Here is a 17,203-nt window from a genome sequence, read left to right as displayed (position 1 = left end):
AAAGCCTTCGTAAGTTGCCTTACTGGGTCCTACTATCGCCGGGCCTGTTCCACACAACAGCGAACTTCGAGGTGCGCACCTTGGCTTTCCAGATGCCGGACCGCGGCTCAGGCCCCTCCGGGCCACGGATCAGAGTCGGCCGACCGTCCCGGCGGGCGAGGACCCTTTTGATGACGTTGGGCGCATTGGCCGTGCTGGCCATGCTCTTCGTGATGTTCTCGGGGTTCTGGACCGACTGGCTCTGGTACCGCTCGGTCCATTACTCCTCGGTCTTCACCACGACCCTGTGGACCAAGATCGGCCTGTTCTTCGCCTTCGGTGCCGTCATGGCGCTGGCCGTCGGGATCAACATCTGGCTGGCGCACCGGCTGCGGCCGCCGCTGAGTGCGATGTCCGTGGAACAGCAGAGCCTGGACCGCTACCGGATGAGCATCGCACCCTTCAAGAAGTGGGCGCTGATCGCGGTCACGGCGGTGATCGGGCTGATCTCGGGCGCCTCCGCGTCCGGCGAGTGGCGGACCTGGCTTCAATGGGTCAATGGCGTGCAATTCGGGCAAAAGGACCCACAGTTCGGGATGGACGTGGCGTTCTACGCCTTCGACCTGCCGTGGTACCGCTTCCTGCTCAGCTTCGGCTTCGCCTGCGCGGTCCTGTGCCTGGTCGCCGCGGCGCTGACGCACTACCTCTACGGCGGGCTGCGGCTGACCAGCCCGGGCTCGCGCGCCACCGCCGCCGCGACCGGTCATCTGTCGGTGCTGCTGGGCCTGTTCGTCTCGCTCAAGGCCGTCGCCTACTGGCTCGACCGCTACGGCCTGGCGGTCAAGTCCAGCGGTCTGCGCTCGGCGGACAACTGGACCGGGCTGCGCTATGTCGACGCCCACGCCTATCTCCCGGCGAAGACCATCCTGTTCTTCATCGCGGCGATCTGCGCGGTGCTGTTCTTCGCGACCCTGTGGCGCCGGACCTGGCAGCTGCCGGTGATCGGCTTCGGCCTGATGGTGCTCTCGGCGGTCCTGATCGGCGGGCTGTATCCGGCGATCGTGCAGAAGTTCCAGGTGCAGCCCAACGAGGCCAGCAAGGAAGCCCCGTACATCAAGCAGAACATCAAGGCGACCCGGGACGCGTACGGCATCCAGGGCTCCGAGGTCACCCCGTACAAGGGCAACTACAAGCCGGTCGGCAAGGACGACAGCCAGCGGCTGCGGGACGAGGCCGACACCACCGCCAGCATGCGGCTGCTCGACCCCAACGTGGTCTCGCCGGCCTTCCAGCAACAGCAGCAGGTGCGGGCGTACTACCAGTTCCCCGCCACCCTGGACGTCGACCGCTACAAGGACAAGAACGGCGCCGAGCAGGACACCGTCATCGGTCTGCGCGAGCTGAACATCGCCGGTATCCCGGACCACAACTGGATCAACGACCACTTCAAGTACACCCACGGCTACGGCGCGGTCGCCGCCAAGGGCACCGAGACCGACTCCGGCGGCGGACCGGACTACACCGAGTCGGATCTGCCGTCCAAGGGGCAGCTCGGCCGCTACGAGCAGCGTGTGTACTACGGCGAGAAGACCACGCAGTACTCCATCGTCGGCGGTCCCCAAAAGGAGCTGGACTACTCCGACGACACCGGTGAGAAGAGCTACCGCTACACCGGCAAGAGCGGGGTGAACCTCGCCAACCCGGTCAACCGCGCCGCGTACGCGGTGGCGTTCGGGGAGCCGCAGATCCTCTACTCCGGTGCCATCGGCGACGGTTCGCGGATCCTGTACAACCGCACCCCCAAGGAGCGGGTCGAGGCGGTCGCCCCCTGGCTGACCATCGATGGCGACGCCTATCCGGCGGTGATCAACCACCGGCTCCAGTGGATCGTGGACGCCTACACCACCAGCAACGGCTACCCGTACGCCTCGCGCACCACCCTCGGGGACACCACCGCCGACTCGCTCACCGACGGACAGCGTGCGGTGGTCGCCCAGCAGAACCAGGTCAACTACATCCGCAACTCCGTCAAGGCGACGGTCGACGCCTACGACGGCTCGGTCAAGCTCTACCAGTGGGACACCAAGGACCCGGTCCTCAAGACCTGGATGAAGTCCTTCCCCGGGACGGTCAAGAAGAAGTCCGACATCAGCCCCGAGCTCAAGGAGCATCTGCGCTACCCGCAGGACCTGTTCAAGGTGCAGCGCCAGCTGCTGACCACCTACCACGTCACCGACCCGGGGACCTTCTACTCCGGTTCGGAGCGCTGGCAGGTGCCCAGCGACCCGACGACCAAGTCGGGCAACGCCGTACCGCCGTACTACCTGAGCATGAAGATGCCGGACCAGAAGGACCAGGCGTTCTCGCTGACGACGACCTTCACGCCCAACAAGAAGGACAACCTGGGCGCGTTCATGGCCGTCGACGCCAATGCGACCAGCCCCGACTACGGACGGATCCGGCTGCTGAAACTGCCCGCGCAGACACCGGTGCCCGGACCGAAACTCGCTCAGTCGAAGTTCAACTCCGACCCGACGATCGCCAACGAGCTCAACATCCTCAAGCGCGGCGATTCGGAGATCGAGTACGGCAACCTGCTGACCGTGCCGCTCGGCGGCGGGCTGCTGTACGTCGAACCGGTCTATCTGCGCGGCGCCGGCACCAACTACCCGCTGCTGAAGAAGGTGTTGGTCAGCTACGGCGACAGCAAGCCGGTCCTGGAGGACTCCCTCGGGGACGCGCTGAACGTCGTCTTCGGCAAGAAGGCGCCCAGTACGGGCACCAAGCCGCCGGGCGGTGGGACCGGCCAGCAGCCACCGGCCAACCAGACCGTCCAACAGGCCCTCAACGACGCCGAGAAGGCGTACGACGAGGGCGAGAAGGCCCTTGAGAGCAAGGACTTGGCCGGTTACGACGCGGCGAAGAAGAAGCTCAAGGCGGCCCTGGACCGGGCGGCGAAGGCGTCCCAGGAGGCCAAGGCGTCCGGCAAGGGCGGCGCCTCGGGCGGCTGAGCCGTCCCGCATCAACTGCGGTGCCTGCGGCCGCCGGTGGTCTTTGCCGGCGGCCGTACGGCTGCACGGGTGAAAGAACAGGGTGAAAAGCCGGGAGAAACCGGGTGAGAGCCCGCACCGGCCCCGTGGTAACGTGGAGTGCACAACGGCGCGGGGTGGAGCAGCTCGGTAGCTCGCTGGGCTCATAACCCAGAGGTCGCAGGTTCAAATCCTGTCCCCGCTACTGAAGATGAAGGCCCGGATCTCAGGATCCGGGCCTTCGTCATGCGTGTTGTGTGCTGTCGGTCGGTGCCGGTCAAGGCTGCGTCGAACGCCCGATGTGGCGAACCTGTGTGCTTGAGTTTGACAAGTCGCCGTGTCGGGAAGTCGACAAACCGCTGAAGTGACCTCACTGGCTGCGGTATACCAGGTGTACGCGGGTTTCAGGTGATGCGACGATGGCGGTTATGGGGGACAAGGCAAGGTTGTTGGAGACGGACCGGTTTGTGCATGCGCCCGACGACGGGCGCGAACCCGAGCTGCCGATGGACGCGATGGAGGCTGCCGAAGCCGCCGAGGCGTCCGAGGCGGTCACCGAGTCCGGCCACCGCCGGGCCGCCGAGGCGGGCGACACCGCCGCGATGAGCGCGCTCGGCGCGATGCTGCTGCGCCGCGGGGACCTGGACGGCGCCGAGCCGCATCTGCGCTCCGCCGCCGCGGCCGGCGACCGTGCCGCGGCCAACAACCTCGGCGTCCTGCTCCACCAGCGCGGCTACGTGGACGAGGCCACCGGCTGGTGGCGGATCGCCGCCGTCGCCGGCTCCGCGGCCGCCGCCCACGCCATCGGCCGCCACTACCGCGAACGCGGCGACGAACCCGCCGCCGAGTACTGGCTGCGCCAGGCCGCCGAATCCGGCCACTGCCTGGGCGCCTACGCCCTCGCCGACCTGCTGGAGCACCGCGGCGACATCGGCGCCGAACGCTGGTTCCGCGCCGCCGCCGAGCGCGGCCACCGCGAGGCCGCCTACCGCGTCGCCCGCATCATCGAGGACGGCCACGACAACGACCGCCAGGCGGTCCCCGCCTACGGGGAGTTGACCCGCCACGCCGAGGCCGAGCAGTGGTACCGCCAGGCCGCCGCCCGCGGGCACCGCCGGGCGGCGCTCCAGCTGGGCGTGCTCCTGGAGGACCGCGGCGACGTCCAGGAGGCGGGCCGGTGGTACCTGTCCGCCGCCAAGGACGGCGAGGCCCGGGCCGCCTGCGCGCTGGGCTTCCTGCTGCGCGACGCCGGGGACGAGGAGAGCGCCGCCGAATGGTGGCGCCGGGCCGCCCAGGACGGCGACGGCAACGCCGCCAACGCCCTGGGCGCACTCCACGCCGACCGCGGCGAACTCCAGACCGCCGAGCGCTGGTACCGCGTCGCGCTGGACGCCGGTGACGTCAACGGCGCGTACAACATCGGCCTGCTGTGCGCCGAACAGGGCCGCGCCGAGGGCGGCGAGCAGTGGTACCGCCGCGCCGCCTACGCCGGGCACCGCGAGGCCGCCAACGCCCTGGCGATCCTGCTGCTCCAGAGGGGAGACGCCGCCGGCGCCGAGCCGTGGTTCTCCAAGGCGGCCGAGGCCGGCAGCGTGGACGCCGCCTTCAACCTCGGCATCCTGTTCGCCGGACGCGGCGAGGAGCGCACCGCACACGCCTGGTACGAGCGGGCCGCGGCCGCCGGGCACACCGAGGCGGCGCTGCAAGTGGCCATCGTGCAGCTGCGCGACGGCGAGTTGCAGGACGCCGAGCGCAATCTGCGCTGTGCGGCGGGCGGCGGCAGCGCGGAGGCGGCCTTCCGGCTCGCGGACCTGCTCGACCGCAGGGCCGCGGCGGCGGGCGAGGGGCTGGTCGACAGCGAACGGACCGCGGACGACGAGAGCATCCAGTGGTACGAACGCGCCGCCCGCCAGGGGCACCGCCGGGCCCAGGTCCGGATGGGCATGTTCTCGGCGGCCCAGGGCGATGTCGTCGAGGCCGCCTCCTGGTACCGCGCCGCGGCCGAGGCCGGCAGCCGTAACGGCGCCTTCAACCTCGGGCTGCTGCTGGCCCGCGAGGGCAGCCTCCCCGAGGCCGCCCTGTGGTGGGAGAAGGCCGCCCGGGACGGACACGGCCGCGCCGCGCTGCGCCTGGCCCTGCTCGCCGCCCGGCGCGGTGCGCTCGCGGAGGCGCAGGGCTGGTGTGCCCGCGCGGTCGAACTGGGCCCGCCCGAGGTCGCCGAGCGGGCGGCCCGGCTGCGGGCGGCCCTCCAGGAGGAGCTCAGCGCGTAACGAGGACCCGGGGGCGGCCCGTGAACGGGGGCCGCTGCCGGGGCCCCGGGGGTAACGGGGAAGGGATTTGCACCCGTCGTCGGCTGGGGGTTAAAGTAAAGCCACAACGACGCGGGGTGGAGCAGCTCGGTAGCTCGCTGGGCTCATAACCCAGAGGTCGCAGGTTCAAATCCTGTCCCCGCTACTGAAGGGCAAGGGCCCGGATTCCTTGAGAATCCGGGCCCTTGTCGTGTTTCCGGTGCCATGGACGCGCCGGCCGGCCGCCGCCGCGTACGGCCCCTGGGGGCGGGCCGGACGCGGGACGCCGACCGCGGTCAGGCGTGGTGGCCGCTACAGGTGGGGCACAGGCCCCGGTAGGTGACCGTGACCTCGGAGACCTCGAAGCCGTAGCGCTCCGGTTCGGGCAGCGCGGAGAGCGGGTCGCCCTGGAGATGGACGTCGCGAATCGTGCCGCAGCGCGAGCAGACCAGATGCTGGTGGTCGTGGTGGGCGTTGGGGTCGTAGCGCTTGGCCCGGCCGTCCGTGCTCACCTCGAGCACCTCGCCGAGCGAGACCAGCTCGCCCAGCGTGTTGTAGACCGTGGCGCGGGAGATCTCGGGGAGCCGCTCCGTCGCCAGGGCGTGGACCTCGTCGGCCGTGTAGTGGACGTGGTCCCCGTCGAGGACCTCGGCGACGACGCGTCGCTGTGCGGTCAGCCGCCAGCCGCGTCCCCGAAGCCGTTCCAGCAGGTCACTCATGCCAATCACCTATCAGTCAGATACAGCCCAGGGTACCAGCGGCCGGTCCATCACCGGATCAGGTATGAGTTTCGGGTGCTTCTTGACTTAGACAATGTCCAATGTAGGATCGGCTACGGCGCAAGCCAAGGGACAGGTGGAGATCACTTCAGGAGGCGCACGTGTCGGTAGACAGCAGCACCGGACCGCTGACCACGGAGACCGGAGCTCCGGTCGCGGACAACCAGAACAGCGAAGCGGCAGGCGTCGGCGGCCCCGGTCTGATCCAGGACCAGCTTCTGATCGAGAAGCTCGCCCACTTCAACCGCGAGCGCATCCCGGAGCGCATCGTCCATGCCCGCGGCGCCGGCGCGTACGGCACCTTCACGGTGACCGCGGACGTCAGCCGCTACACCCGCGCCGCGTTCCTCTCCGAGGTCGGCAAGCAGACCGAGACGTTCCTGCGCTTCTCCACGGTCGCGGGCAACCTCGGTGCCGCCGACGCGGTGCGCGACCCGCGCGGCTTCGCGCTGAAGTTCTACACCGAAGAGGGCAACTACGACCTCGTCGGCAACAACACCCCGGTGTTCTTCATCAAGGACGCCATCAAGTTCCCCGACTTCATCCACACCCAGAAGCGCGACCCGTACACCGGCTCCCAGGAGGCGGACAACGTCTGGGACTTCTGGGGCCTGTCGCCCGAGGCCACCCACCAGGTCACCTGGCTGTTCGGCGACCGCGGCATCCCCGCCTCGTACCGCCACATGAACGGCTACGGCTCGCACACCTTCCAGTGGAACAACGAGGCGGGCGAGGTCTTCTGGGTCAAGTACCACTTCAAGACCGACCAGGGCATCAAGAACCTCACCCAGGACGAGGCCAACACGCTCGCCGGTGAGGACCCCGACAGCCACCAGCGCGACCTGCGCGAGTCCATCGAGCGCGGCGACTTCCCGACCTGGACCGTGCAGGTGCAGATCATGCCCGCGGCCGAGGCGGCGAACTACCGCTTCAACCCGTTCGACCTGACCAAGGTCTGGCCGCACGAGGACTACCCGCCGATCGAGATCGGCAAGCTGGAGCTCAACCGCAACCCGCAGAACATCTTCGCCGAGGTCGAGCAGTCGATCTTCTCCCCGCACCACTTCGTGCCGGGCATCGGCCCGTCGCCCGACAAGATGCTCCAGGGCCGCCTTTTCGCCTACGGCGACGCCCACCGCTACCGCGTCGGCATCAACGCCGACCACCTGCCGGTCAACCGCCCGCATGCCACCGAGGCGCGCACCCACGGCCGCGACGGTGCGCTCTACGACGGCCGCCACGCGGGCCGGAAGAACTACGAGCCCAACAGCTTCGGCGGCCCCGTCCAGACCGGCCGGCCGCTGTGGGTCTCCGCCGCGGTCACCGGTGCCACCGGTGAGCACGCCGCGCCCTCGCACGCCAAGGACAACGACTTCGTCCAGGCCGGCAATCTCTACCGTCTGCTGGCGGACGACGAGAAGGAGCGCCTGATCAACAACCTGGCGGGCTTCATAGCCAAGGTCTCGCGCGACGACATCGCCCAGCGCGCGATCGAGAACTTCCGCAAGGCGGATGCGGACTACGGCAAGCGGCTGGAAGCTGCGGTCCAGGCCCTGCGCGGCTAGCACGCCTCTTTGCGGCTAAACCGCCGCGCGCTCTCGCGGAGGTGGTTGCTCGCTCTGGGGGTTGCTCAATTGTCGCTGCCGTAAAAGCGGAGAGGCCGGATGCCGATGGGCTCCGGCCTCTCCGTGCTGCCCGGCCGGCCGGCCGACGGACCGGTGCCGGTCCGTTCCGGCCGGGGCCTCAGGCCAGTATCGGGTTGCCCCGCTCCGGCACCCTCGAGCGGCAGCGCATGATGTCGCGTACGGAGACGACGCCGACCGGTTCGCGGTCGTCCAGCACGATCAGATGGCGGAAGCCGCCGCGCACCATGGCGTCCGCGGCGTCGTCGAGCGTCCAGTCCGGCGCGGCGAAGACCACATCGGAAGTGGTGTGCATCTGGGCGGTCTCCCGGTCGGGATTCTCGCCCGCGCCGAGGGAATTGAGGATGTCGCGCTCGGTGAGAATGCCGAGGCCGCTGGTATCGGTGTCGAGGACGACGGCCGCGCCGACCCGGCGGGCCGCCATCAGCTGTGCGGCCTGGCGGAGGGTGTGAGCGGGCCCGATGGTGAGGACCACCGTGCTCATGGCGTCTTTGACGAACATGGGCATGAAGCGGAGCCACCTCCTTGGTGCATGTGCCTTGCGAACGGATTCACAAGTTCACAAACGGGGGGATTCTCATGTTCACATGCCAGGCCCGGCTCAACAAGGTCTCACAAGGGCCATATGTGGGACGCCTGTCCGAAGGCTCGCCCCTGCGCAGGTGGGCGGCGGACCGGTGCCGAACGGCCGCCCGCGGACCTCGGCTCAGTCGCCGATATACGTCAGCAGATCCTCGTGCAGCAGTCCGTTGGACGCCGCCGCATTGCCGCTGTGCGGGCCCGTCCTGCCGTCCAGACCGGTGAACCGTCCGCCCGCCTCCTCGACGACCACCGCACAGGCCGCCATGTCCCACAGCGACAGCTCCGGCTCGGCACAGATGTCCACCGAACCCTCGGCGACCATCATGTAAGGCCAGAAGTCGCCATAGGCCCGGGTGCGCCAGCAGTCCCGGCTCAGATCGAGGAAGCCGGGCAGCTTGCCGCGCTCCTCCCAGCCGGTCAGCGAGGAGTACGCGAACGACGCGTCCTGGATGCGGCCGACCCGTGAGACCGCCAGTCGGCTGGCGGAGGTCAGACTGCGGCCCGTGAAGGCGCCCAGGTCCTTGGCGGCCCACCAGCGGCGGTTGAGGGCCGGCGCGGAGACGATGCCGACCACCGGGCGGTCGCCGCCCTCGCCGCGCTCCATCAGGGCGATCAGGGTGGCCCAGACCGGGACCCCGCGCACATAGTTCTTCGTCCCGTCGATCGGATCGATGATCCAGCGGCGCGGTCCGGCGCCCTCGCTGCCGAATTCCTCGCCCAGCACCGCATCGCGCGGCCGGGCCCGCTGGAGCTGGCCGCGGATCAGCTCCTCGGCGGACTTGTCCGCCTCGCTCACCGGCGTCATGTCCGGCTTGGTCTCGACCTTGAGGTCGAGGGCCTTGAACCGCTCCATGGTGGCGGCGTCGGCGGCGTCCGCGAGGACATGGCCGAGGCGGAGATCATCGTGATAGTCGGGCATGTGCGAACAGTATCCACTGCCATGGGCGGGATCCACCTGGCCATGCCCGGCCCGCGCACGGGTCATTCCACTGGCCGCGTCGGCGGCGGCGCACGGCCCGCACCGGGCGCCCGGACGGCCCCTGCCGGGACCCTTGACAGCCCCTGGTGCCCCGTCAATTCTGTGCGCACCACGGCCATTTGGGCCATCGGCAGGGGAGGCGACGGATGCCCGCTGCGCGCGAGAGCTTGCTGGACGCCGCGTATACGGCGCTGACGCGACGGGCCTGGGCCGATGTCCGCATGGTGGACGTCGCGGCCGCCGCCGGGGTCTCCCGGCAGACCCTCTACAACGAGTTCGGCACCAAGGAGGGGCTGGCCCGCGCGCTCGTACGGCGGGAGACCGACAGCTATCTGGCCGGCGTCGAACGGGCACTGACCCGGCGCCCGGCGGCCGGACCGGGCGGCGACGCGGCCGGCCGCGTGGTGGCCGCGGCCGCCTGGACACTCCGTACCGCACGGACGAACCCGCTGGTCAGGGCCGCTTTGACGGGCTGCTGGAACGACCGGCTGCCGCTCGCCCCACCACCGGCTCCCGCCGACCTGGTCGGCCGCTTCTGCGACTGCGCCGTCGCCGCCCTGGAGCCCGACTGGCCCGAGGAGGAACTCCCCGCCCTGGGCACCGCCTGCGAAACCGCCGCCCGGCTGACCCTGTCCTGCGTGGTGGCCCCGGCAGAAACCCCGGACCGCACCGGCCCCGAGGCGGTGGCACTGCTGGTGCGGGGCGCGTTCATCCGGGTGGGGGAGCGGGGGCGGGGGGCGGTGACCCTTAGGGGGTAATCGAACGGATCCCCTAGGGGGTGCGAGCGCCCCTTGCAGGCCACAACGCGGGGGGCCAAGGGCGGTGTTCCCGGGGAGGCGTGCTCAAGGGGGTGAAAGCGCGCGGGGTGAAAACAAGCGGGGGTGAAAAGGGCGCGGGGTGAAAGGGCGCGGGGTGAAAACAAGCGGGGGTGAAAGCGCGCGGGGTGAAAACAAGCGAGGTGAAAACCATCGGGGACACAAGGAGGTGAAAGAGTGCGGCGTTTGCCGCGGACGGTGGGTCGGAGGCAGGTCGCTCAGCGACATGAGTGTCCGCGAGCCGCTGCCGGCAGTTCGGGTCAGTGGGCCGAGCCCGAGAGTTGGAGGCCGATGATGCCGATGATGACCAGGGTGATGGAGACCAGTTTGAGGGTGGAGACCACGTCGCCCAGGAAGATCATGCCGTAGATCGCGGTGCCGGCCGCGCCGATGCCCGTCCATACGGCATAGGCCGGGCCGACGTCGAGGCGGCGCAGGGCCAGGGTCAGCAGGCCGAAGCTGCCCAGGGCGAACGCGGCGAAGGCGATGGTGGGGAAGAGGCGGGTGAAGCCGTGGGAGAGCTTGAGGCAGACGGCGAAACCGGTCTCCAGGACTCCCGCCACCACCACCAGCAGCCACGCCATGTCCCATTGCCTCCGTCAGGTCGACGACCGCTTCGGCCCGGTGACGCCCCATGGCCCGCCCCTCGGCGGCCGCCATTGGCGTGCCCCTCGTCTGCCTCGGTGCGATTATGCAGTTGCCCCGGACGGGCGGCAGGGGATTCGCACGATCAGTCGCCCTCGCGTCGCTCCCGGGTGGCGAGCAGCCGGCGCAGCGAGTAGAGGCGGGCCGGGTCGGCGTGGCCGTCGGCGACCCAGGCGTCCAGGGCGCAGTCCGGTTCGTCATGGCTACAGGCGCGCGGACAGCCGTCGGTGCCCGGCCCCAGGTCGGGGAAGGCGTGGATGACGCGGGACGGGTCGATATGGGCCAGCCCGAAGGAGCGGACGCCCGGGGTGTCGATGACCCAGCCCGAGCCGCCGGGGAGCGGCAGGGCCAGCGCCGAGGTGGTGGTGTGGCGGCCGCGGCCGGTGACCGCGTTGACATGGCCGGTGGCCCGGCGGCGCTCCGGGACGAGCGCGTTGACCAGGGTGGTCTTGCCCACTCCGGAGTGCCCGACGAACGCTGTCATACGGTCCGTCAGATATTCCCGGACCCGCTCGGCGGCGCCGCCCTCGGCCAGTTCGTCGCGGTTGGTGACGATGTAGGGGACACCGAGGGTGCCGTAGGACTCCAGCAGGGCGTCGGCGGACGCCAGATCGGATTTGGTCAGCACCAGGAGCGGGTCCAGGCCCGCGTCGTAGGCGGCGACCAGGCAGCGGTCGATCAGCCGGGGGCGCGGTTCGGGGTCGGCGAGCGCGGTGACGATGGCCAGCTGGTCGGCGTTGGCGACCACCACGCGCTCGAAGGGGTCGTCGTCGTCGGCCGTACGGCGCAGCGTCGAGGTGCGCGCCTCGACCCGGACGATGCGGGCCAGGGTGTCCTTGGCGCCGGACAGATCGCCGACGACGGCGACCCGGTCGCCGACCACCGCGCTCTTGCGGCCCAGTTCGCGGGCCTTCATCGCGGTGACCGTGCGGCTGTCGATCAGACAGGTCAGCCGGCCGCGGTCGACGGTCAGGACCAGGCCCTCGGCCGCGTCCTCGTGCTTGGGCCGGATGTTGGTACGGGGACGGTTGCCCTTGCGGTTGGGGCGGACGCGGACGTCGTCCTCATCGGGGTTCTTGCCGTAGCGGCGCATGACGGCCGTATCCCTCAGGCTCTCCGGGCGGGCGCGGCCGACGGGTCGAGCATCTCGGTCCACATCGCCGGGAAGTCGGGCAGGGTCTTGCCGGTGGTGGCGACGTTCTCCACCTCCACGCCCTCGACCGCCAGGCCGATGACGGCCGCGGCGGTGGCCAGCCGGTGGTCCTCGTAGGTGTGGAAGATCCCGCCGTGCAGCGGCCGCGGGCGGATGTGCAGTCCGTCGGCGGTCTCGGTGACATCGCCGCCCAGCTCGTTGAGCTCCTTGGTCAGGGCCGCCAGCCGGTCGGTCTCGTGGAGGCGCAGATGGGCGACGCCGCGCAGGGTGGAGGGGGAGTCGGCCAGGGCGGCGACGGCGGCGATGCCCGGGGTCAGTTCGCCGACCTCGCTCAGGTCGACGTCGATGCCGTGGATCTTTCCATTGCCGGTGAAGGTCAGACCGTGGTCGGTCAGCTCGCAGGAGCCGCCCATGGCCGTGAAGATCTCGCGCAGCGCGTCACCGGGCTGCGTGGTGTGCTCGGGCCAGTCCGGAATGGTGACCCTGCCGCCGGTCACCAGGGCGGCGGCCAGGAACGGCTGGGCGTTGGAGAGGTCGGGCTCGACGACCAGATCGCGGCCGAGCAGGGCACCGGGTGTGACCCGCCAGACGTTGGGCTCGCCGCCCGCCTCGGGGGTGTCGACCTGCGCGCCGACGCTGCGCAGCATGTCGACGGTCATCCGGATGTGCGGCATGGACGGCAGCGCCGCGCCCACATGGCGGACCTCGACGCCCTGGTTGAAGCGCGGGGCGGACAGCAGCAGGGCGCTGACGAACTGCGAGGACGAGGAGGCGTCGATCTCGACCGCGCCGCCCTCGACGGCGCCGCCGCCGAAGACCGTCATCGGCAGCGCGCCGCGGCCGTCGTCGTCGATCCGGGCGCCCAGGACGCGCAGCGCGTCGATGACACCGTCCAGCGGACGCTCGTAGGAGCGGGGGTCGCCGTCGAAGCGGATGGGGCCGTCGGCCAGGGCGGCGACCGGCGGCAGGAAGCGCATGACCGTTCCGGCATTGCCGACGTCGACGGTGGCCGGGCCGTGCAGGCCCGCCGGGATGATCCGCCATGCCTCGCCGCCGCCGGGCAGCGCGTCGGCGCCCGCCGAGCCGGCGGAGCTGGAGGAGGCGGTCTCCTCGATGCCGACGCCCAGGGTGCGCAGCGCCTCGGCCATCAGCAGGGTGTCGCGCGAGCGCAGCGGGCGGCGCAGCCAGCCGGGCTCGGAGGACAGGGCGGCCAGGACCAGGCCGCGGTTGGTGACCGATTTGGACCCGGGCACGGTGACGGTTGCATCGACGGTCCCCGGGGCGACGGGGGCGGGCCACGGGGCGGGGAGTGCGGGGCTGTCGGTCATGCCCTTACTTTAATGGCTGGGCAAGAGTGCCGATCTTGATCAAAAGTGGCGCGAAGCATCGCAACATTGGGGAAACACGGCGCTGGTAGTGCGCCCCGGTGACACGGGAGCGGATACGGCCCGCCCGCCGGGCGCCTCACAGGCCGAGCATCCAGCGGCCGCCGCCCATCAGGGAGCACAGCGTCACCACGTGGAAGAAGCCGAGCCACACGCCGGCCGGGACGTGGGTGAGCCGGGCCAGCTGGTCGGGGTCGGAGTCCGCGGGTCCTCCCCGGCGCCGCTTGCCCATCAGCTCGAACGGCGGACGCACACCGCCCAGCAGCAGGAACCACACCACCGCATACGCGAACGCCGCCTGGACATACGGCGTGGTCAGCCAGGAGACGAGAAGGAAGGCGGCGCCGGCCAGGACGACGGTGAGGACCCCGTAGGCGTTACGGATCATGATCAGCATGGCGACGAGCAGTGCGGTGGCGCCCCACAGCAGCGCCGTGATGTGCCCGGCGGCCAGCAGCGCGGCGCCCGCCAGGCCCAGCAGCGACGGGGCGGTGTAGCCGGCCGCGGCGGTCAGCACCATGCCCGGTCCGGTCGGTTTGCCGCGCGAGACGGTCAGGCCCGAGGTGTCCGAGTGCAGCCGTATGCCTTGCAGGCGGCGGCCGGTCAGCAGCGCGACCAGCCCGTGCCCGCCCTCGTGCGCGATCGTGACGGCGTTGCGCGACAGCCGCCATATGGAGTGCGGGACGACGGCGCCCAGCGCCAGCACTGCGGTGGCGATCACCAGCCAGAGGGACGGGTCCGGCTGGACCCCCACGACCCGGTCCCAGATATCCGTGATGTGGTCGGTCTGCATGTCTCCCCTTCGTGTGGCATGGCAGTGTGGCATGCATGTGCGGTAGGTATGCGGCCAGTCGTGGCGCCGAGGAACTGGTGGGGGCGTTCGGCGTGCGGCAGTGGGAGGCGAGCGAGACGCTGGCACCCAGCTGGAACGTCGCTCCCACGGCCCGGGTGCACGCGGTGCTGGAGCGGCCGGTCAAGGGCGGGCCGGCCGCCGCCTTCCCGCCGGGGCCGGTGCGGCAGTTGCGCGCGCTGCGCTGGGGGCTGGTCCCGTCGTGGGCCAAGTCACCCGAGGGCGCCGCGAAGATGATCAACGCGCGGTCCGAGACGCTGCACGAGAAGCCGTCGTTCCGGGCCGCCTTCGCCGCCCGCCGGTGTCTGCTGCCCGGTGACGGCTACTTCGAGTGGGTCACTGCGGCCGCCGAGCGGCAGCTGGAGGAGCAGGGCAGGAAGAAGCGGCCCCGTAAGCAGCCGTACTTCGTCACGCCCGCCGACGGGTCGGTGATGGCGATGGCCGGGCTGTACGAGTTCTGGCGCGATCCGACACTGCCGCCCGACCATCCGGAGGCGTGGTGGGTGACCTGCACGGTCGTCACCACGGACGCCGAGACCACCCCGCTGGCCGGGGCCACCGGGGGCGAGGGCCCGCAGTCGCTGGCCGACATCCACCCCCGTATGCCGCTGGTGCTCACCCCCGACCGCTGGGACGCCTGGCTCGACCCGGCCCGTACGGATGCCGACGACCTGCGCGCACTGCTGGAGCCGCCGCCCGCCGGAATGATGCGGGCCCATCCCGTCCCCACGGAGGTCAGCAACGTCCGCAACAACGGGCCCGAGCTGCTCAAGGAGCTCGCCGCACCCGAGGTCGGCACGCTGTTCTAGGGCCTGTCCGGTGGGGCGGCGGCCCGGCCGGGGCAGGATGGACGTATGAGGACGAGGGCGAACGAGAGCGAGACGGTCGCGACGCCGGCGGGCGACGCCCGGATCACCTGGTACCGCGAGGAGACGCCGGCGCGGGCAGTGGTGGCCGTCGGGCACGGCGCGGGCGGCGGTATCGAGGCACGCGATCTGCGGGCGCTGGCCGCGGCGCTGCCCGCGCGCGGCTACACCGTGGCCCTGGTCGAGCAGCCGTGGCGGGTGGCCGGGAAGAAGGTGGCGCCCGCGCCCCGGACCCTGGACACCGCCTGGACGGCGCTGTGGCCCGCCCTGGAGAAGCCGGGCCTGCCGGTGGTGGCGGGCGGCCGCAGCGCCGGCGCCCGGGTCGCCTGCCGCACCGCCCGCGAACTGGGCGCCCACGCCGTCCTGGCCCTGAGCTTCCCGCTGCATCCGCCGGGCAAGCCGGAGAAGTCCCGTGCGGACGAGCTGACCGGCGCCGGGGTGCCCACGCTGGTCGTCCAGGGCGGCCGCGACCCCTTCGGCCGGCCCGCGGAGTTCCCGCCGGGGACCACGCTGGCCGAGGTCGTCCACGGTGACCACGGGTTCGCGGTGCCGAAGTCGGCGGGGATCGGCGAGGCGGAGTCGATGGCCGGGCTCACCGATGCCGTGACGGGGTGGCTGGACGGGATGTTCGGCTGAGCGCGCGCCGGGGCCCGGCCCGCACGGACGGCCCCGGACACCCTCCTCCCGCACGGACCTTCCGCACGGACGGCGCAGTCCGCGAAATCACCTCGCCGCCCGGGAATGCCGTGCCGCCCGCGGCTGTTGTGCCAGGCGTGGGGAACACGTCCGCCGCGCACACCGCACGAGAAATGGGAGTCCGCCGCATGGGAATCGCTTGCCCGGCCCGCTCGGTCGCCGACCTGCCGTGGTCGCAGATGCAGGTGGCGCAGCCCGCCCTGGCTGGTGCGGCGGCAGCACCGGATCGTCGTCTATTCTCCGATTCACGGGGGTCCGCATCCGGATCCGCGACGCTGCTGGAGGAGGTGGGTCCGGTCACCGGCACCGACGCAGGGGGGACCGACGGCACGGCCGAGGAGACCGCGGGCCGACGGGAGAGCGACGCCGAGCGCGCCTTGCGCTTCGAGCGGGATGCGCTGGTCTTCCTCGACCAGATGTACTCCGCCGCGCTGCGCATGACGCGCAACCCGGCCGATGCGGAGGACCTGGTGCAGGAGACCTATGCCAAGGCGTATGCGTCCTTCCACCAGTTCCGGGAGGGCACCAACCTCAAGGCGTGGATGTACCGCATCCTCACGAACACCTTCATCAACTCCTACCGCAAGAAGCAGCGGGAGCCGCAGCGCAGCGCCGCCGACGAGATCGAGGACTGGCAGCTGGCGCGCGCCGAGTCGCATATGTCGACCGGGCTCCAGTCCGCCGAGTCCCAGGCGCTCGACCACCTTCCCGACTCGGATGTGAAGGCCGCACTCCAGGCGATTCCGGAGGAATTCCGTATCGCGGTCTATCTCGCGGACGTGGAGGGCTTTGCGTACAAGGAGATCGCGGACATCATGGGGACACCCATCGGCACGGTGATGTCCCGTCTGCACCGCGGCCGCCGCCAGTTGCGCGGCATGCTGGAGGATTACGCCCGTGAACGCGGGCTGGTCCCCGCGGGTGCGACGGCCGCGGATCCGCAGGCCGCGCGGACGTCTCAGTCGCACGACCGGAAAGGCTCGGGATCATGAGCTGCGGAGATCCGCACGAGAAGGACTGCTCCGAGGTCCTTGATCACCTCTATGAGTATCTCGACCGGGAGATGCCCGCAGGGGAGTGCGCGGACTTCCAGGTGCATCTGGACGAATGCTCCCCGTGCCTGGAGAAGTACGGGCTCGAACAGGCCGTCAAGAAGCTGGTCAAGCGCTGCTGCGGCCATGACGACGTGCCCACCGACCTGCGTTCCAAGGTCATGGGCCGGATCGATCTGATCCGTGCCGGGGAGGCCGTGCCGGAGGTCAGCGTGCTCGACCAGGCCCGGCACGAGCAGGCCCAGGCGGAGAAGGCGCAGGCCGAGAAGGCCGCGCAGGAGCAGCGGGCCGAGGCCGCGGGCTCCGACGCCTCGGGTTCCTGACCGCCCGCACCGCCCGGGCGCGGCCGATGCATCTATCGCGGATGCACATATCGGGGCCACGCGGGCGGAGTTGACCACGGCATCACCCCAAGGGGTGAGCGACGGGGCGATTCGTCCCGTCCGGTCCGCCGATGCGCCT

15 protein-coding genes and 2 tRNA genes are annotated in these 17,203 nt (G+C 70.9%); 10 read left to right on the top strand and 7 right to left on the bottom strand.

Annotated elements, in window-relative coordinates:
• The first annotated feature begins 92 nt into the window (after nt 1–92).
• From SNA_RS32945 to SNA_RS32930, 4 genes are all read left to right on the top strand, one after another.
• Nucleotides 93–2,990: a UPF0182 family membrane protein gene (locus SNA_RS32945; RefSeq protein ID WP_063752732.1), complete on the top strand. Its 2,898-nt coding sequence runs from the start codon at nt 93–95 to the stop codon at nt 2,988–2,990.
• A 149-nt stretch (nt 2,991–3,139) separates the two neighbouring features.
• A tRNA-Met gene (locus tag SNA_RS32940) sits at nt 3,140–3,213 on the top strand.
• Nucleotides 3,214–3,427: 214 nt separating this feature from the next.
• Nucleotides 3,428–5,278: a tetratricopeptide repeat protein gene (locus SNA_RS32935; RefSeq protein ID WP_198535171.1), complete on the top strand. Its 1,851-nt coding sequence runs from the start codon at nt 3,428–3,430 to the stop codon at nt 5,276–5,278.
• 110 nt (nt 5,279–5,388) lie between these two features.
• Nucleotides 5,389–5,462, top strand: a tRNA-Met gene (locus SNA_RS32930).
• A 130-nt stretch (nt 5,463–5,592) separates the two neighbouring features.
• On the opposite strand, the gene SNA_RS32925 is transcribed toward SNA_RS32930, so the two are convergent.
• Complete coding sequence (locus SNA_RS32925; RefSeq protein ID WP_030067776.1) at nt 5,593–6,015, bottom strand: Fur family transcriptional regulator; 423 nt, start codon at nt 6,013–6,015, stop codon at nt 5,593–5,595.
• Nucleotides 6,016–6,176: 161 nt separating this feature from the next.
• Here SNA_RS32925 and SNA_RS32920 point away from each other — a divergent pair, with 161 nt between their 5' ends.
• Entirely contained in the window at nt 6,177–7,640 is a 1,464-nt protein-coding gene (locus SNA_RS32920) for a catalase (RefSeq protein ID WP_044368027.1), read from the top strand.
• 178 nt (nt 7,641–7,818) lie between these two features.
• On the opposite strand, the gene SNA_RS32915 is transcribed toward SNA_RS32920, so the two are convergent.
• Both SNA_RS32915 and hisN read right to left on the bottom strand, forming a co-directional pair.
• Nucleotides 7,819–8,220 carry a CBS domain-containing protein gene (locus tag SNA_RS32915; RefSeq protein WP_030067779.1) on the bottom strand — a complete coding sequence of 134 codons (402 nt, stop codon included), beginning with the start codon at nt 8,218–8,220 and terminating at the stop codon, nt 7,819–7,821.
• 204 nt (nt 8,221–8,424) lie between these two features.
• Entirely contained in the window at nt 8,425–9,219 is a 795-nt protein-coding gene (gene hisN / locus SNA_RS32910) for a histidinol-phosphatase (RefSeq protein WP_030067780.1), read from the bottom strand.
• Nucleotides 9,220–9,425: 206 nt separating this feature from the next.
• On the opposite strand from hisN, the gene SNA_RS32905 reads away from it, so the two are divergent.
• Complete coding sequence (locus SNA_RS32905; protein WP_044368024.1) at nt 9,426–10,037, top strand: TetR/AcrR family transcriptional regulator; 612 nt, start codon at nt 9,426–9,428, stop codon at nt 10,035–10,037.
• 317 nt (nt 10,038–10,354) lie between these two features.
• Here the strand turns inward: SNA_RS32905 and SNA_RS32900 are convergent, their stop codons facing one another.
• The 4 genes from SNA_RS32900 to SNA_RS32885 all read right to left on the bottom strand — a co-directional run bounded on the left by SNA_RS32900 (nt 10,355) and on the right by SNA_RS32885 (nt 14,070).
• Nucleotides 10,355–10,678 (bottom strand): DMT family transporter, encoded by a 324-nt coding sequence (locus SNA_RS32900; protein WP_030067781.1) that lies wholly within the window; start codon nt 10,676–10,678, stop codon nt 10,355–10,357.
• A 146-nt stretch (nt 10,679–10,824) separates the two neighbouring features.
• Complete coding sequence (rsgA, locus tag SNA_RS32895; RefSeq protein ID WP_030067782.1) at nt 10,825–11,832, bottom strand: ribosome small subunit-dependent GTPase A; 1,008 nt, start codon at nt 11,830–11,832, stop codon at nt 10,825–10,827.
• Nucleotides 11,833–11,846: 14 nt separating this feature from the next.
• Nucleotides 11,847–13,220 (bottom strand): 3-phosphoshikimate 1-carboxyvinyltransferase, encoded by a 1,374-nt coding sequence (aroA, locus tag SNA_RS32890; protein ID WP_044368023.1) that lies wholly within the window; start codon nt 13,218–13,220, stop codon nt 11,847–11,849.
• Between the two features lie 136 nt (nt 13,221–13,356).
• Nucleotides 13,357–14,070, bottom strand: a complete 714-nt coding sequence (locus tag SNA_RS32885; protein ID WP_030067785.1) for a M50 family metallopeptidase — start codon at nt 14,068–14,070, stop codon at nt 13,357–13,359.
• Between the two features lie 35 nt (nt 14,071–14,105).
• Between SNA_RS32885 and SNA_RS32880 the strand changes: the two genes are divergently transcribed.
• From SNA_RS32880 to rsrA, 4 genes are all read left to right on the top strand, one after another.
• On the top strand, nt 14,106–14,936 hold the full coding sequence (locus tag SNA_RS32880) for an SOS response-associated peptidase (protein WP_044368021.1): 831 nt from the start codon (nt 14,106–14,108) through the stop codon (nt 14,934–14,936).
• Nucleotides 14,937–14,981: 45 nt separating this feature from the next.
• The gene (locus tag SNA_RS32875) at nt 14,982–15,629 is read left to right on the top strand and encodes an alpha/beta hydrolase family protein (RefSeq protein ID WP_044368019.1); all 648 of its coding nucleotides are present in this window, start codon (nt 14,982–14,984) and stop codon (nt 15,627–15,629) included.
• A gap of 347 nt (nt 15,630–15,976) precedes the next feature.
• Nucleotides 15,977–16,681 carry a sigma-70 family RNA polymerase sigma factor gene (locus SNA_RS32870; RefSeq protein WP_030067789.1) on the top strand — a complete coding sequence of 235 codons (705 nt, stop codon included), beginning with the start codon at nt 15,977–15,979 and terminating at the stop codon, nt 16,679–16,681.
• Nucleotides 16,678–17,064, top strand: coding sequence for a mycothiol system anti-sigma-R factor (gene rsrA / locus SNA_RS32865; RefSeq protein WP_030067790.1), 387 nt, complete (start codon nt 16,678–16,680; stop codon nt 17,062–17,064). Before SNA_RS32870 ends, rsrA begins: the two co-directional genes overlap by 4 nt.
• Nucleotides 17,065–17,203: the final 139 nt, after the last annotated feature.

It is taken from the genome of Streptomyces natalensis ATCC 27448 (assembly GCF_000935125.1).
In the GTDB taxonomy this organism is placed as follows: Bacteria; Actinomycetota; Actinomycetes; order Streptomycetales; family Streptomycetaceae; genus Streptomyces; species Streptomyces natalensis.
This window is presented reverse-complemented; position numbering and strand designations above follow the sequence as displayed.

Bases quoted from the DNA above. Each gene is read 5' to 3' on its own strand.
- SNA_RS32925 (WP_030067776.1), bottom strand. From the start codon at position 6,015: ATGAGTGACCTGCTGGAACGGCTTCGGGGACGCGGCTGGCGGCTGACC.
- rsrA (WP_030067790.1), top strand. From the start codon at position 16,678: ATGAGCTGCGGAGATCCGCACGAGAAGGACTGCTCCGAGGTCCTTGAT.
- aroA (WP_044368023.1), bottom strand. From the start codon at position 13,220: ATGACCGACAGCCCCGCACTCCCCGCCCCGTGGCCCGCCCCCGTCGCC.
- SNA_RS32915 (WP_030067779.1), bottom strand. From the start codon at position 8,220: ATGTTCGTCAAAGACGCCATGAGCACGGTGGTCCTCACCATCGGGCCC.
- SNA_RS32875 (WP_044368019.1), top strand. From the start codon at position 14,982: ATGAGGACGAGGGCGAACGAGAGCGAGACGGTCGCGACGCCGGCGGGC.
- SNA_RS32885 (WP_030067785.1), bottom strand. From the start codon at position 14,070: ATGCAGACCGACCACATCACGGATATCTGGGACCGGGTCGTGGGGGTC.
- SNA_RS32945 (WP_063752732.1), top strand. From the start codon at position 93: ATGCCGGACCGCGGCTCAGGCCCCTCCGGGCCACGGATCAGAGTCGGC.
- SNA_RS32935 (WP_198535171.1), top strand. From the start codon at position 3,428: ATGGCGGTTATGGGGGACAAGGCAAGGTTGTTGGAGACGGACCGGTTT.
- rsgA (WP_030067782.1), bottom strand. From the start codon at position 11,832: ATGCGCCGCTACGGCAAGAACCCCGATGAGGACGACGTCCGCGTCCGC.
- SNA_RS32880 (WP_044368021.1), top strand. From the start codon at position 14,106: ATGTGCGGTAGGTATGCGGCCAGTCGTGGCGCCGAGGAACTGGTGGGG.
- SNA_RS32900 (WP_030067781.1), bottom strand. From the start codon at position 10,678: ATGGCGTGGCTGCTGGTGGTGGTGGCGGGAGTCCTGGAGACCGGTTTC.
- hisN (WP_030067780.1), bottom strand. From the start codon at position 9,219: ATGCCCGACTATCACGATGATCTCCGCCTCGGCCATGTCCTCGCGGAC.
- SNA_RS32905 (WP_044368024.1), top strand. From the start codon at position 9,426: ATGCCCGCTGCGCGCGAGAGCTTGCTGGACGCCGCGTATACGGCGCTG.